This window comes from Parvibaculum sp. (genome assembly GCF_035325945.1).
Lineage (GTDB): Bacteria > Pseudomonadota > Alphaproteobacteria > Parvibaculales > Parvibaculaceae > Parvibaculum.
On sequence record NZ_DAOKYX010000001.1, the window covers coordinates 345,682 to 360,423 of the forward strand.

Annotated in this window: 14 protein-coding genes and 1 riboswitch; of the genes, 9 read left to right on the forward strand and 5 right to left on the reverse strand. The window is 64.9% G+C overall.

Translation table 11 applies throughout. From position 1 onward, the window contains the following. Window positions 1–10 precede the first annotated feature (10 nt). Genes PKA57_RS01700 through xseA form a run of 3 tightly spaced genes read right to left on the reverse strand, consistent with a single transcriptional unit; the run spans window position 11 to window position 2,589 of the window. On the reverse strand, window positions 11–865 hold the full coding sequence (locus tag PKA57_RS01700; RefSeq protein WP_324297186.1) for a M23 family metallopeptidase: 855 nt from the start codon (window positions 863–865) through the stop codon (window positions 11–13). Continuing rightward, on the reverse strand, window positions 862–1,083 hold the full coding sequence (locus tag PKA57_RS01705) for a DUF2093 domain-containing protein (protein WP_324297187.1): 222 nt from the start codon (window positions 1,081–1,083) through the stop codon (window positions 862–864). The genes PKA57_RS01700 and PKA57_RS01705 overlap by 4 nt, the downstream gene beginning before the upstream one ends. A gap of 42 nt (window positions 1,084–1,125) precedes the next feature. Next, window positions 1,126–2,589 carry an exodeoxyribonuclease VII large subunit gene (xseA, locus tag PKA57_RS01710; RefSeq protein ID WP_324297188.1) on the reverse strand — a complete coding sequence of 488 codons (1,464 nt, stop codon included), beginning with the start codon at window positions 2,587–2,589 and terminating at the stop codon, window positions 1,126–1,128. Window positions 2,590–2,733: 144 nt separating this feature from the next. Here xseA and purD point away from each other — a divergent pair, with 144 nt between their 5' ends. The 4 genes from purD to PKA57_RS01730 all read left to right on the forward strand — a co-directional run bounded on the left by purD (window position 2,734) and on the right by PKA57_RS01730 (window position 6,908). Then, window positions 2,734–4,017 (forward strand): phosphoribosylamine--glycine ligase, encoded by a 1,284-nt coding sequence (gene purD, locus PKA57_RS01715; RefSeq protein ID WP_324297189.1) that lies wholly within the window; start codon window positions 2,734–2,736, stop codon window positions 4,015–4,017. 61 nt (window positions 4,018–4,078) lie between these two features. Then, window positions 4,079–5,191 (forward strand): phosphotransferase family protein, encoded by a 1,113-nt coding sequence (locus PKA57_RS01720; protein ID WP_324297190.1) that lies wholly within the window; start codon window positions 4,079–4,081, stop codon window positions 5,189–5,191. A 21-nt stretch (window positions 5,192–5,212) separates the two neighbouring features. Continuing rightward, window positions 5,213–5,638, forward strand: coding sequence for a GNAT family N-acetyltransferase (locus PKA57_RS01725; protein ID WP_324297191.1), 426 nt, complete (start codon window positions 5,213–5,215; stop codon window positions 5,636–5,638). 100 nt (window positions 5,639–5,738) lie between these two features. Beyond that, the gene (locus tag PKA57_RS01730) at window positions 5,739–6,908 is read left to right on the forward strand and encodes a Gfo/Idh/MocA family oxidoreductase (RefSeq protein ID WP_324297192.1); all 1,170 of its coding nucleotides are present in this window, start codon (window positions 5,739–5,741) and stop codon (window positions 6,906–6,908) included. 12 nt (window positions 6,909–6,920) lie between these two features. On the opposite strand, the gene PKA57_RS01735 is transcribed toward PKA57_RS01730, so the two are convergent. Next, the gene (locus tag PKA57_RS01735) at window positions 6,921–8,060 is read right to left on the reverse strand and encodes a DSD1 family PLP-dependent enzyme (protein WP_324297193.1); all 1,140 of its coding nucleotides are present in this window, start codon (window positions 8,058–8,060) and stop codon (window positions 6,921–6,923) included. Between the two features lie 177 nt (window positions 8,061–8,237). Between PKA57_RS01735 and PKA57_RS01740 the strand changes: the two genes are divergently transcribed. From PKA57_RS01740 to glyA, 5 genes are all read left to right on the forward strand, one after another. Then, a complete protein-coding gene (locus PKA57_RS01740) occupies window positions 8,238–8,870 on the forward strand; it encodes a TetR/AcrR family transcriptional regulator (RefSeq protein WP_324297194.1) in 633 nt (210 codons plus the stop codon). A gap of 165 nt (window positions 8,871–9,035) precedes the next feature. Then, a complete protein-coding gene (gene groES / locus PKA57_RS01745; RefSeq protein WP_324297195.1) occupies window positions 9,036–9,350 on the forward strand; it encodes a co-chaperone GroES in 315 nt (104 codons plus the stop codon). 83 nt (window positions 9,351–9,433) lie between these two features. Continuing rightward, complete coding sequence (gene groL / locus PKA57_RS01750; protein WP_324297196.1) at window positions 9,434–11,083, forward strand: chaperonin GroEL; 1,650 nt, start codon at window positions 9,434–9,436, stop codon at window positions 11,081–11,083. Window positions 11,084–11,228: 145 nt separating this feature from the next. Beyond that, the gene (locus PKA57_RS01755; protein ID WP_324297197.1) at window positions 11,229–12,428 is read left to right on the forward strand and encodes an acyl-CoA dehydrogenase family protein; all 1,200 of its coding nucleotides are present in this window, start codon (window positions 11,229–11,231) and stop codon (window positions 12,426–12,428) included. Window positions 12,429–12,597: 169 nt separating this feature from the next. Then, window positions 12,598–12,684: riboswitch (ZMP/ZTP riboswitch) on the forward strand. A 48-nt stretch (window positions 12,685–12,732) separates the two neighbouring features. Beyond that, the gene (gene glyA, locus PKA57_RS01760; RefSeq protein WP_324297198.1) at window positions 12,733–13,995 is read left to right on the forward strand and encodes a serine hydroxymethyltransferase; all 1,263 of its coding nucleotides are present in this window, start codon (window positions 12,733–12,735) and stop codon (window positions 13,993–13,995) included. Between the two features lie 48 nt (window positions 13,996–14,043). Here glyA and PKA57_RS01765 read toward each other — a convergent pair whose 3' ends face one another. Continuing rightward, window positions 14,044–14,667: a TetR/AcrR family transcriptional regulator gene (locus PKA57_RS01765; protein ID WP_324297199.1), complete on the reverse strand. Its 624-nt coding sequence runs from the start codon at window positions 14,665–14,667 to the stop codon at window positions 14,044–14,046. Between the last annotated feature and the right edge of the window lie 75 nt (window positions 14,668–14,742).

The following is a 14,742-nucleotide window of genomic DNA, read 5'->3' on the forward strand; positions in this document are numbered from 1 at the left end:
GAGGCGAGGCTCAATCGCCGCCGACGGCGGTTCCCGGCACAGCACCCCGCGCGGCCACGCCCTTCACGAGCAGCGAGGGATCGACGCGCGCATCGCGCCACACCATGCCCCAGTGAAGATGCGGGCCTGTCGCCCTTCCCGTCTTGCCGACGGCGCCGATGGGCTGGCCCTGCCGCACATGCTCGCCCTGCTTCACATCGATGCGCGACATATGCATCATCATGCTGATGACGCCCTGCCCGTGGTCGATAAAGACGAGGCCGCCCTCGAAATACATGTCCGGCTCGGCAAGGCGCACGATACCATCGGCGGGCGCGACGATGGCAGCGCCCGTCGGTGCCGCAACATCGACGCCGTAATGCGGATTTTTCGGCTGGCCGTTATAGACGCGCTGGCTGCCGAAAACGCCGGAGATCGTGCCCTTTGCGGGCCAGATGAAAGTTCCCGCGAACCATTCTTCATCGGTATCGACCGGCCGCGAAGCCGCCTTGAGCGCGATCTCGCGCCTGATGCGCGCCATGGCCTCGGGCGGCGGCGTGACCAGCGCGGGCGCGATGCCCTCGATACGCTGGATGTTCCAGTCGCGCGGCGCGACCACGAGTTCCATCGTCTCGGTCTTGCCGCCGGGCGCGGTGACGGCGAGCGTCGCGCGCGGCCCGTGATCCCGGTCGAAGCCGATGGCGAAGAGCCCGCCGGCCGATACGGGAAGCGCCTTGCCGTCGAGCGCGACCTTCGCGCCGGGTTCCGTCCGGCCGATCACGAGCGAGCCCTGCTCGATCGCTCCCTTCAGCGTTGTTTCGGCGCGCGCCGACGAGGCCGCGGCGAGAATTGCCGAGACGAGCAGGAGGGCGCGGCCGAGCCTCATTTGTCCGGATGCTTCTGGCGGTAGCGCGTGAGCGAAGCCTCGGGGCTTTCATAAGCCTCCTGGAGATCGACGCTCCAGTAGCGCAGATCGTCGAGCAGAATGCGGTTGCCGGTCACGGCGCAAGTCACATAGGCGCCGGGGCGCACGACGTGATATTCGCCGTCGCCATAGACGATTTCGGCCTCGCCGCCGGTGTTCATTCTGTCGATCCTGTTCATGGGGCGCACTCTAGCGCGCCCGGCCGTGCTTTCAAAGCGGCTCTAGAGAAGGCTCCCTTGCGGGTCTTCGCCCGCATGCGCTTTCCGGCGCGGGGCGGGCTTCGGCGCGTCTGGCGCGCCCGCGACGACCACGCCGAGGCGATCCTTGCCGGAAAATTCGATCTCCAGCGCCTCGCCGGGCTTGCGGCCTGCGGAACCGCGGACAGGCGCGCCCTCGGCGGTGCGGACGAGGGCAAAGCCGCGATCGAGCACGCGCTCATAGGAATAGGAATCGAGGAGCTTTCCCGCGCTCTCCAGCCGCCGCGCCAGATCGACGAGCTGCCGCCGCTCCGCCACGCGGGCGCGGGCGTCGAGCTGTTCGAGGCGCTTCCGGCCTTCATCCATCCTGAAACGCAGGACATGCATCGAAAGCCTGCCCTCGATGCGGTGGAGCGCGGCGCGCTTGACCTCGGCCGCGCGGCGGAGCGCCAGCGCGAGCCTTTCGCCGATATGGTCGAAGCGCTGGCGGGGCAGCGCGATGAGATCCTGGAGGCGCGGCAGGCCGCGCGCGACGCCTTTCAACTGCGCGCGGCTTTCCTCGACGAGGCGTCCTTCGGCGCGGATGAGCCTGCGTGCAAGGTCATAGACAGATGCGAGACATTCGGCGCGCACGGGAACGGCCATCTCGGCGGCCGCTGTCGGCGTCGGCGCGCGCCTGTCGGCGGCATGGTCGATCAGTGTCACATCGGTTTCGTGGCCTACGGCGGCGATCAGCGGAATCTCGCTTGCCGCCGCCGCGCGGACGACGATTTCCTCGTTGAAGGACCAGAGATCCTCGATCGAGCCGCCGCCGCGCGCGACAATTAGAAGATCGGGGCGCGGGATCGAGCCGCCCGGCGCGAGCCTGTTGAAGCCCGCAATCGCATTCGCGACGTCGGAGGCGGCCGTCTCTCCCTGCACGCGCACCGGCCAGACGATGACGCGGCGCGGAAAACGGTCGGAAAGCCTGTGCAATATGTCGCGGATGACCGCGCCCGTCGGGCTCGTGATGACGCCGATGACATCCGGAAGATAGGGCAGCGGCCGCTTGCGCTCGGCGGCGAAGAGCCCTTCGGCGGCGAGCTTCTTCTTGCGCTCTTCCAGAAGCGCCATCAGCGCGCCGATGCCGGCCGGCTCGAGCTGCTCGATGACGATCTGATATTTTGAGCTGCCCGGATAGGTGGTGAGCTTGCCGGTCGCGATCACCTCGAGCCCTTCGGCGGGCTTGAAGCGGAGTTTCCCATAGACGCCCTTCCAGATCACCGCTTCGAGGCGCGCGCCCTCGTCCTTGAGCGCGAAATAGGCATGGCCCGAGGAATGAACCCCGCGAAAGCCCGTGATCTCGCCGCGCACGCGCACATGGCCGAAGGTTTCTTCGACCGTCCGCTTCAGCGCGAAGGAAATCTCGCTGACCGAGAACTCATGCGCATTGCCGCCCTCCTCGCCGGACTGCGACACTCTGGTTCTGCCTTTTGCCGTTCCGGCCATGCTCTTTTCTGGACTCGTTCTGATCTGGGTTTGCAACATGGGTCAGGGTTGCCTCACCCCGCGCACATGTTACAAGGAAAACCCTCAAAGCCCACCCTGGACGGGGCGGCTCGTTTCCGGCAGGCAAGAGGTCCGAAGCGCTCGATGAATGTACTCGTTATCGGCTCCGGAGGCCGCGAACACGCGCTGGCCTGGAAGATTGCGGCAAGCCCGCTCGTATCCCGCCTTTACTGCGCGCCGGGAAATGGCGGCATCGCCGAAATCGCGGAATGTATCGACCTGAAGCCGCTCGACTTCGACAGCATCGTCCGCTTCTGCCGCGAGTCGAAGATCGGTTTCGTGGTCGTCGGGCCGGAAGACCCGCTCGTCAACGGCCTTGTGGACCGGCTGGAGCGGGAGGGAATCAAATCCTTCGGGCCGAGCGCGGCGGCCGCGCGGCTTGAAGGCTCGAAAGGCTTCACCAAGGATCTCTGCGCGGAGTTCGGGATTCCGACCGCCGCCTATGGCCGCTTTTCGGATGCCTCCGCCGCAAAGGCTTTTGCGCGCGAGAAGGGTGCGCCCATCGTCGTCAAGGCGGACGGCCTCGCCGCCGGCAAGGGCGTCATCATCGCCGAGACGGCGGCCGAGGCCGAAGCCGCGATCGACGAGATTTTCAGCGGACGCTTCGGCGCGGCGGGCGCCGAGGTCGTAATCGAGGAATTCCTCGAAGGCGAGGAAGCGAGCTTCTTCGCGCTCTGCGACGGGGAACATGCGCTGGCGCTTGCAACCGCACAGGATCACAAGCGCGTCCATGACGGTGATCAGGGGCCGAACACCGGCGGCATGGGCGCTTATTCGCCGGCGCCCGTCCTCACGCCCGATCTCGTCGAGCGCGTCATGCGCGAGATCATCGAGCCCACCGTCCAGGCCATGAAGAAACGCGGCACGCCATTCAAGGGTGTCCTCTTCGCCGGATTGATGATTACGGAAAAGGGCCCGCAGCTCATCGAATACAATGCGCGCTTCGGCGATCCCGAAACGCAGGTCCTGATGACGCGGCTCAATTCCGACATTCTGCCCGCGCTCATCGCCACTCATGACGGCACGCTCGACAGGGTCGCTCTCGAATGGAAGGACGACGCGGCGCTCACCGTCGTCATGGCGGCGAACGGCTATCCGGGCGATTATCGGAAGAATACCGAGATCGCCGGCCTCGATGCCGCAAGCCGGGTGCCGAATGTGAATATCTTCCATGCGGGCACGCGCGTCGAGAACGGGCACATACTTTCGACCGGCGGGCGCGTCCTCAATGTCACCGCGACGGGCGCGACGGTGGCGGCGGCGCAGGAAGCGGCTTATCGGGCCATCGGCCTCATTCAGTGGCCGGACGGCTTCTGCCGCAGCGACATCGGCTGGCGCGCGATAGAACGCGAACGCCAGACGGCCTGACGATGGATTCTTGAATCGCATTCAGCATACGAATAATGTCACTGATAGGGAGGATGAGGCCATGAGTAACGAGGCCGCCAGCGGCAATGGCGCACAGCCGAGCCGCCAGGAACAGTTTTCCGGCACGAAAGAAGTGGCCGAAAGTCACCGTTTCGACGTCGCCCGGCTCGAAGCCTACATGGCCGGGCATGTCGAAGGCTTCAAGGGCCCGCTGACTGTCAACCAGTTCAAGGGTGGCCAGTCCAACCCGACCTATCAGCTCGTGACGCCTGCGCGCAAATATGTGCTGCGCCGCAAGCCGCCGGGCAAGCTCCTGCCCTCCGCCCATGCGGTCGATCGCGAATACAAGGTCATCACGGCGCTCAACGGCGTCGGCTTTCCTGTTCCGCGCACCTATTGCCTCTGCGAGGATGACAGCGTCATCGGCACCGCCTTCTACATCATGGACATGGTGGAGGGCCGCGTGCTCTGGGAGCCGCTGCTCCCCGCTCAGGATCCGGCAACGCGCTGGAAGATCTACGACTCGCTCAACGAGACGATGGCGCGCCTCCACATGGTCGATTACGAGGCCATCGGCCTCGGCGACTTCGGCAAGCCCGGCAATTACTTCATGCGTCAGATCTCACGCTGGTCGAAGCAATATGTCGCATCCGAGACCGAAACCATCGTCGAGATGAACCGGCTGATGGAATGGCTGCCCGAGAACGTGCCGCAGGACGATTCCACCTCCATCGTTCATGGCGACTACCGGCTCGACAACACGATCCTGCATCCGACGGAACCTCGCGTCATCGCCGTGCTCGACTGGGAGCTTTCGACACTCGGCCATCCGCTCGGCGATTTCACCTATAGCTGCATGCAATGGGTGATGCCCGGCCAGGGCACGGGCGGCGGCACCGGCTCCATCGCCACTGCCGATCTCAAGAGCCTCGGCATTCCGACGCTCGAGGAATATATCCGCATGTATTGCGAGCGGACGAACCGTTCCGGCATCGACAATCTCGATTTCTATTTCGCCTATAATTTCTTCCGCCTCGCGGGAATTCTGCAAGGCATTGCCGGACGCGTTCGCGACGGCACGGCTTCGAGCGAGCACGCAAAGCAGATGTCGCAGAATGTTCGCCCCCTTGCGCTGGAAGCATGGAAATACGCCCAACGCGCGGGCGCCCGGTAGCAGTAAAGGATCAGTACAAAGATGAGTTGGTTGCGTCATGGCTTCGAGATCAACACGGACAAATCGAAGCTGGACCGAGAATCGATCTTGCGAATGCTCCGCGCCACCTATTGGGCAAGCGAAGTTCCGCCCGAGGACCTGTGGACGAGCATCGTGAATTCCCGCGCCTATGGAATGTACTCCCCCGATGGCGAACAGGCGGGATTCGCAAGGCTCGTCACCGACACGACGCGATTTGCCTGGCTGAGCGACGTCTATGTGCTGCCCGTCCATCGCGGGCGGGGCCTTGGCAAATGGCTCGTCGATACCGTCCTCGCCGACCCCGCCATCGAGAAGGTCCGCCGGATCATGCTCAACACGAAGGACGCGCAGATCCTTTACGAGCGGATCGGCTTCACCACGCTCCAGGGCGAGGAAGCAGCGGCGACGATGCAGCTTCTGCGGTGAGGGGCCGAGACCCCTCACCTTCACATGCGTGGGCGACATGGCGCCGCCGGTCGGCTAGACTTCGGATCGCCTATCTCACATCCGCCACGCGCATCCGGTCATGAACACTTCAGGCGAAATCAAAATCGCGGTCGCGGGCCTCGGCCAGCGCATTTCGGTCGTCATCCGCAACCTCCTCGCCGCGGCGCCGGGCGCGCGCCTTGTCGGCTATGTGGACCCCGAGCCATACGGCCTCCCCTCGCTCGCCAAACGCGGCATCGAGCCCGGGCCGCAATTCGCCGATGTCGAGACGATGCTTGCACGGACGAAGCCTGACCTCTTGATGGTCGGCTCGCCCAACCACCTTCATCTCGAACATATTTCGGCGGGGCTCGCGGCGGGCGTGCGCGTCTTCACCGAAAAGCCCATCGTGCGCACCGAGGAAGAAAGCTGGGCGCTGGCCCGGCTTCTGCGCGCGCATGGCGAGGAGGCCATACTCGTCGGCCTCGTCATGCGCTCATCGCCCCTCACCCGCGCGGTCGCGGCCGCGCTCGCCGACGGGCGGCTCGGCACGCTCATCAGCATGGAAGGAAACGAACATCTGCACCCAGAGCATGGGGCCTTCCTCATGCGCGACTGGCGGCGCCGGCAGCAATATGGCGGCTCGTTCCTTCTCGACAAATGCTGCCACGACTTCGACATCTACCGCATGTTCATCGGCGCCAATCCGGCGCGCGTCTCAAGTTTCGGCGGGCGTGCGATCTTCACGCCCGGCCATGAGGAAATGACGGGGCGGCGATACGCCGACGGCACATCCGCCTATTCTGTGTGGCGGCCGGGCTGGAACACATCGGCGGAGACCTTCTCCTCCGACGCGGACGTGACCGACCATCAGGTCGCCATCGTCGAATATGAAAACGGGGTGCGGCTTTCCTTCAGCGCGAACACCCATGCGGGGCTGCCGCAGCGGCGATGGCTTTTCATGGGCACCAATGGCGCGCTCGAAGCCGACCTCGTGAGCGACCGGGTGCAGTATCGCGACGCGCTGGGCCTTGCCCCCGCCGAGACAATCGCCGTCGAAGAGGGCTCGGGCGGCCATGCCGGCATGGACCCCGCCATGGGGCGCGACTTGGCGGCTCATCTGCTCGAAGGCAAGCCCTTCCCCGTCAACGCACATGACGCGATGGTGGCCGGCCTCACCGTCATGGCGATCGACCGGGCGATGCGGGAAGGCTCGGTCGTCGATTGCCGTCCGCTCTGGGAGCGGCTCGACCGGGAGATGGGACGCTAGCGAGGGCGGGCTTCAGGCGCTTTTCCCGCGCGCCTCGATCGGCCAGATGTCGACCAGCGTGTCGCCGCGCACGACATGGTAGCAATCGTAGAGATTGACCGTGGGGTCGCAATGCGGCGTGATCGCGGTCAGGGCCGCGCCGAGCGGCAGGGATGCGCCCTTGGGCAGCGCGATGCCGCCCTGCTCGTCGCCGAAGAAGAAATAGACCGAGCCTTCCGGCGCACCGGATGAAAGCACGGGTGGCGCGGCGTCGGTCGAGAATGCCTTGAAGCCAGCATCGGTCGTCGCAAGGTTCGGCGTGTTGTTGGAAACGACGCTCATCTGCACAAAGAGCGATGTCTCGAAGGGCATGGGCGCGCCATTCGCGATCGGCACGTCGTTATATTGCTTGTCCATGAAGACGTAGGAGCCGCCCTGAAGCTCGGTAAGGACGCGCGCCTCGGGGTCGATATTGTAGCTCCCCGTGCCGCCCCCCGAGACGATATCGACCGGCAGCCCTTTGGCGCGGAAGGCATCGCGCGTTTCGGCGAGGAGCTTCATCGCGGCGAGCGACTTTTCGCGGCGGTCGGCGAAATCCTCGATATGCATGACATGGCCCGCATAGCACTGGATTCCGCGAAGCTCGAGCCATTCCGAGCGGTGGATCTGCTCGCCAAGCGCGAGAGCGGGCGCGCCGGGCGTGATGCCCGTGCGGTGCAGGCCCGGATCGAGATCGACAAGGACCTTGAGCTTCCTGCCCCCCGTGGCGGCCGCGGTGGCCAGCGCTTCGGCATTGAGCGGATTGTCGACCGCGACCATCAGATCGGAGACCTTCGCGTTCAGCGCCATGAGGCGGGCGATGCCGCCCTCGCTCACCACAGGCGAGGTGAGAAGGAGGCTCTCGATGCCGCCATCGGCCATCGCCTCGGCCTCACCGAGCTTGGCGCAGCACTGGCCGATGGCGCCGGCCTTCATCTGCGCCTTCGCAATTGCCACGCTCTTGTGCGTCTTCGCATGGGGGCGGAGCGCCAGCCCATTGCGGCGGCAATGCTCGGCCATGGCCGCGACATTTCGCTCGAAGCGGTCGAGATCGAGAACGAGTGCGGGCGTCTGAAGCCTGTCGCGCGAGCCCGGTTTGCCGATCAGCCCTTCATTCACGAAACGGCCGGCCATGATCATCCTCCCCCTGCCCATCTGCGAAAGAGGCGCCATCCTAGCTGGCGGCACGAGTTACGCAAACGGTGCGACAGCGGCGGCCATGACTTTGCGCCGGGCCTGGTGTATGCGAATAGGGATCGTCGACCGGACAGGGGGACGGCCGGGCGAACCACACCACCCGGCCCGCTCGGAATGGCAGCGAAGGTGAACGAAGCGTCGCAGCAGAAGGGCCCGGCCGCGGACAAGCGGACGCTCATTCTCGATTCCGCCTTCGATCTCTTTCGCCATTACGGCTACCGGCGCACCTCGATGGAGGACATCGCCCAGGCAGCGAATGTCGCCAAGGGCACGCTCTATCTCTATTTCAAGAGCAAGGACGAGCTTTTCGAGGCGCTGGCCCGCCAGCTCGGCGAGCGCATCGAAGCGAATCTGAAGGCGGCGGCGGCGCGCGACACGAGCGCCGAGGACAAGATCTTCGCCCTTCTCGACGCCAAGCTCGGCTTCATCTACCGCTGGGTGCTGTCGAGCCCACATGCGGCGGAATTCATCGATTCGAAGCACAAGCTCTCCGGCGACGTCTTCGAGCCGGTGGACCGAAGCTTCCGCGCCGCGCTGACGAAGACCCTGAAGGAAGGGGTCAGGCGGGGCGAGTTCGACCCCAAAGCCGCAGGTTTCAGCCTCGACGCCGCCGTCGACACGCTCGTGGCGGCCGCCCACGGCGCCGAATGGGGGGCCCGGGACGAGGCCGATTTCCGCGACCGGCTGGAGCGCATCGTCCGGCTCGCCCTCCGGGGCCTGCGCCCGCTCCCGCGCGAGCAAAAATAGCTCCCGCGATCCATCTCTTCATTGATCTCGCAATCTTGACATGCCCCAGGGGCACGCCTATCTGTTTTCCCGGTTGTTAGCACTCACCCCTAGCGAGTGCTAACAACCCATAATCCACAAAAGTTTCCCGCGAAATTCGCGGTTCCGAAACAGGAGCAGACAGAAATGAAATTCCGTCCTCTGCATGACCGCGTTGTCGTCAAGCGCGTCGAGGAAGACACCAAGACCGCCGGTGGCATCATCATCCCCGAGACGGCCCAGGAGAAGCCCTCCCAGGGTGAAGTGCTCGCGGTCGGCCCGGGCGCCCGCACGGACGAAGGCAAGATCCTCCCGCTCGACGTCAAGGTCGGCGACCGGGTCATCTTCGGCAAGTGGTCGGGCACGGAGGTCAAGATCGACGGCCAGGAGCTGCTGATCATGAAAGAGTCCGACATCATGGGCATCGTCGAAGGCGCCAAGAAGAAGGCAGCCGCCGAGTAAGGCTCGCAAACCGGCGAACGGTTGGCGAGCTTTTTTCGTGCCCGCACCGCGATCAGATCTGAACTCAAGAGGAACAAGAGACCATGGCTAAGGAAGTCAAATTCGGCCGTACCGCACGCGAGAAGATGCTGCGTGGCGTCGACATTCTCGCCGATGCGGTGAAGGTGACGCTCGGCCCGAAGGGCCGCAACGTCGTGATCGACAAGTCCTTCGGTGCGCCCCGCACCACGAAGGACGGCGTGACGGTGGCCAAGGAGATCGAACTTGAAGACAAGTTCGAGAACATGGGCGCCCAGATGGTGAAGGAAGTCGCCTCCAAGACGAACGACGTCGCTGGCGACGGCACCACGACGGCGACCGTTCTCACCCAGGCGATCGTGCGCGAAGGCGCCAAGGCGGTTGCCGCCGGCCTCAACCCGATGGACCTGAAGCGCGGCGTCGAGCTTGCCGTCCGCACCGCCATCGAAGACCTCAACAAGCGCTCCAAGAAGGTCAAGTCGAACGACGAGATCGCGCAGGTCGGCACGATCTCGGCCAATGGCGAGCGCGCCATCGGCGACATGATCGCCGAAGCGATGTCGAAGGTCGGCAATGAAGGCGTGATCACGGTCGAGGAAGCCAAGTCGCTCGACAGCGAACTCGAAGTCGTCGAGGGCATGCAGTTCGACCGCGGCTATCTCTCGCCCTATTTCATCACCAATGCCGACAAGATGGTGGCCGAGCTTGAAGAGCCGCTCATCCTTCTGCACGAGAAGAAGCTGACGAGCCTGCAGCCGATGCTGCCGATCCTCGAGGCGGTTGTGCAGTCGGGCCGTCCGCTCCTCATCATCGCCGAGGACATCGAGGGCGAGGCGCTGGCCACGCTCGTCGTCAACAAGCTCCGTGGCGGCCTCAAGGTCGCGGCCGTGAAGGCGCCGGGCTTCGGTGACCGCCGCAAGGCCATGCTCGAGGACATCGCGATCCTCACGGGCGGCCAGGTCATCTCCGAAGAACTGGGCATCAAGCTCGAGAACGTGACGCCCGACATGCTCGGCAAGGCCAAGCGCGTCCGCATCACGAAGGACGACACGACGATCATCGACGGCGTCGGCAAGAAGAAGGACATCGAGGCTCGCGTCACGCAGATCAAGCGGCAGATCGAGGAGACGACGTCCGACTACGACAAGGAGAAGCTGCAGGAGCGCCTGGCGAAGCTCGCCGGCGGCGTTGCGGTGATCAAGGTCGGCGGCTCGACCGAAGTCGAAGTGAAGGAGCGCAAGGACCGCGTCGACGACGCGCTCAACGCGACCCGCGCGGCCGTCGAGGAAGGCATCGTCCCGGGCGGCGGCACGGCGCTTCTCATGGCCACCAAGGCTGTCGCGAAGGTCACGAGCGACAACACCGACATCCAGGCGGGCATCAACATCATCCGCAAGGCTCTCGAGGCGCCGATCCGTCAGGTCGTCGAGAATGCGGGGATCGAGGGCTCGATCGTGGTGCAGAAGGTTCTCGAAGCGAAGCAGCCCAACTGGGGCTTCGATGCGCAGAACGAAGAGTACTGCGACCTCGTCGCCACCGGCATCGTCGACCCGACCAAGGTCGTGCGCACCGCGCTTCAGAACGCAGCTTCGGTCGCCAGCCTCCTGATCACGACGGAAGCCATGATCGCCGACGCGCCGAAGAAGGACACTGGCGCGCCCGCCATGCCCGGCGGCATGGGCGGCATGGGTGGAATGGGTGGAATGGACTTCTAAGAAGTTCATATCCGACGCCACGGAAACGGAAGGGCCGGTGGAAACACCGGCCCTTTTGCATGGCTGTCACGGCGAATTGAGGTGCAAGGCTGGGCGCCGAGCCGATAGTCTCGTCCCAACGACAAAATCGACGGGGACGGGGACGATGGATTTTTCCTTTTCGGAGGCTGACGAAAAGTTCCGCATGACGGTGCGGGACTTCTTCGAGAACGAGTACCCTCGCGAGATCGTGGAGAAGATGGCGCGCGGCTGCTCGCCCACGAAGCAGGATTATCAGCACTCGGAACGTGCGCTGGCCGCGAAGGGCTGGCTTGCTGTCAACTGGCCGAAGGCCGATGGCGGCACGGGCTGGACGGCCAACCAGAAATATATCTTCGACGAGGAGCTTGAACGCGCGGGCGCGCTCAATGTCGTGCCGATGGGCCTCCTCTATGTCGGGCCCGTCATCTACACATTCGGCACGGAGGAGCAGAAGAAGCGCTGGCTTCCCGGCATTCTCGACAGCACGGTCTTCTGGGCGCAGGGCTACTCCGAGCCGGGATCGGGCTCCGACCTCGCCTCGCTCCAATGCGCCGCCGCGCGGGACGGCGACGAATATGTCGTCAACGGCACGAAGATCTGGACGAGCCTCGCGCAGCACGCGGACTGGATCTTCTGTCTCCTGCGCACCGACAATTCCGGCAAGAAGCAGGAAGGCATCACCTTCCTCTGCATCGACATGGCCTCGCCCGGCATCACCGTGCGGCCGATCATCAGCATCGACGGCAAGCACTCGCTGAACAGCGTCAGTTTCGAGAATGTCCGTGTACCGGTCGAAAACCGCATTGGCGAGGAAGGCAAGGGCTGGACCTACGCCAACTATCTCCTCGGCCATGAGCGCACGTCCTATGCCCATGTCGCGGGCAAGCGGAAGCAGCTTGCGGATATTCGCGCGACGGCGGAGACGACAGATGCAGGAGGCCTGCGGCTCATCGACGACGCAGCCTTCCGCGCGAAGCTCGCAAGCCTGGAGGCGCGGCTCGACGCGCTCGAACTCACCGTGCTGCGTGTGCTCGCAACCGTCGCCGAAGGCGGGGCGCCGGGCAATGAAGCCTCGATCCTGAAAGTGATCGCGACCGAACTCGCGCAGGACATCACCGAACTCGGCATGGAAGCCCATGGCCCCTATGCCATGCCTGCCTTTCCCGATTCGGTTGCGCCCGGATGGGCGGGCAACACGCCGCTCCCCGCCGATGCGGCACCGGCCGTCGCGCGCTATCTCGGCGCGCGGGCGCAGTCGATCTATGGCGGCTCGAACGAGATCCAGAAGAACATTCTGGCAAAGCGCGTGCTCGGTCTGCCCTGAGCTGGATGGCCCGATGAGACCCGGCATGGCGGGGCAGCGAATGCCTTGCCACAAACTCTGCCGTCACCCCGGGCTCGTCCCGGGGTCCAGCTATGGCGCCCGCCCGGCCGAGACTTCATTTGACCCGCGGCGAGGCCCAGCCTAACGTCACCGCGTTACCGGTCGCACATATCCTCCGCGCGACTGGCGATATGAGATGGGCAACCATCGGGGAGCGCGGAGACTGGATTTCGAGCCGATCGCCTGGGCAGCACTTGAGAATGCTGGCCGGGCGTTTTTTGTTTTGGCATCGAAAGGACGACAGATGACCGACACCGCAGGCCGAACCCGCCTCGCCCAATCCGATCCAGACATATTCCTCGCGCTCAAGGGCGAGGAAGCGCGCCAGCGCGCCGGGCTCGAACTCATTCCATCTGAGAATTACGCCTTCCCCGAAGTGCTGACGCTGCTCGGCTCCGCCTTCACCAACAAATATGCCGAGGGCTATCCGGGCCGTCGCTACTATGGCGGGCAGGAATATACCGACCGCATCGAGACGCTGGCGCGCGACCGCGCTAAGGCGCTATTCCGCGCCGAGCATGCGAATGTGCAGCCGCTGTCGGGCTCCCCCATGAATCAGGCGGTCTATCTCGGCCTTCTCGAGCCAGGCGAGACGATCCTCGCCATGGACCTCAGCCATGGCGGGCATCTCACCCATGGCGCGCCCGTCTCGCATATGGGGCGGCTCTTCAACTTCGTGCGCTACAAGACCGATCCGGCGACGGGCGCGATCGACTTCGACGCGCTCCGAAAGGTGGCGCGCGAGACGAGGCCGAAGCTCGTCGTCTGCGGCTATTCCTCCTATCCGCGCGACTATGACTATGCCGACTTCAAGCGCGTGGCCGACGAGGTGGACGCGCTCACCATGGCCGATGTGAGCCATATCGGCGGGCTCATCGCCGCCAATGTCATGCGCAATCCGCTCGATGCCGGCTTCGACATCATGACGACGACGACGCACAAATCGCTGCGGGGTCCGCGCGGCGGGCTCATCCTCTGCAAGGAGCGCTTCGCGAAGAAGATCGACGCCTCGGTCTTCCCGGGGCTTCAGGGCGGGCCGCACATGAACCAGGTCGCGGCGGCGGCGACGACCTTCCGCCTCGCCGCCATGCCCGCCTTTCAGGACTATGCCAGGGCCGTGCTCGCCAATGCGAAGGCGCTCGCCGCGGCGCTCGTGAAACGACAGACGAAACTCGTCACCGGCGGCACCGACAATCACCTCATGGTCATCGACACGGTGGCAAGTTTCGGCATCAACGGCGCCGAGGCGCAGGAGGCGCTCGACCGCGTGGGCCTCACCACCAACAAGCAGGTGATCCCCGACGACCCCAATCCGCCGATGCGGCCTTCCGGCCTTCGCCTCGGCACGCCGGCCGCGACGGCGCGCGGAATGGGCGCGGATGAGATGGAGGAGATCGCCGCGATCATCGCGGGCACGCTCGCCGCAAGGGGCGACAGCGCGGCGGAGGCAGACTTCGCGAGCCGCACCCGCGCACTCACCGCGCGCTTCCCCGTGCCGGGTTTCTGATCCCGCACCGTTCAAACCGGCTCCTCGCCCATTCGGGTGCGGGGCCGGTCAGCCTTGCGCCTGAAGGAGGCTTTCGAGTTCGCGGCGCATCAGCGCGCGATATTCCTTCATGAGCCGGTCGCCTTCCTTTCGGTCGACGGCGATGGCGAGACGGACGGCAGCGCCCGTGAGCTGCATGAGGAGGAAGGACGCCGCCTCGAGCCGCGCCTGATCGCGCCTCGCCACCAGATGCTTCAACGCAGCGAAAAAGATACGCGCATTCTCGCGGCTGTCCTCGATGTCGAGCTCCTGAAGCGCCTTGTCCGACTGCGTGCCCGACCAGATGTCGCGCACAACCGGCTCTTCGAGGAAAAGCCGGTAATAATCCGTGAGCGATGCGTCGACACGCGCAATCGCGTCTTCCGCCGAGCGGATTTCGGCAAAGCCCGCGACGAGCCCCTGCCGCACGCGCTCCATGACGCGGATCGCGAGCGTCCGCAGGATCGCCGCCTTGTCCGGAAAATACTGATAGAGCGAGCCTATCGGCACGCCCGCGCGCTCGGCGATCTCCGACATGCGCATGGGCTCGCTGCCCGTTTCCGAGACGATGTCCGTCGCCGCCGCGAGGATGCGTTCCACCCTTTCGCGGGCGCGGGCCTGTGTGGGCTTCCGGCGAGCCGTCTCGACCGTCATCTCGAATCCTCTTGCGCCGATGGAATGTGAGGGATTATCATTTTCATAATATGAGGATTCCTCACATTTTGCAAG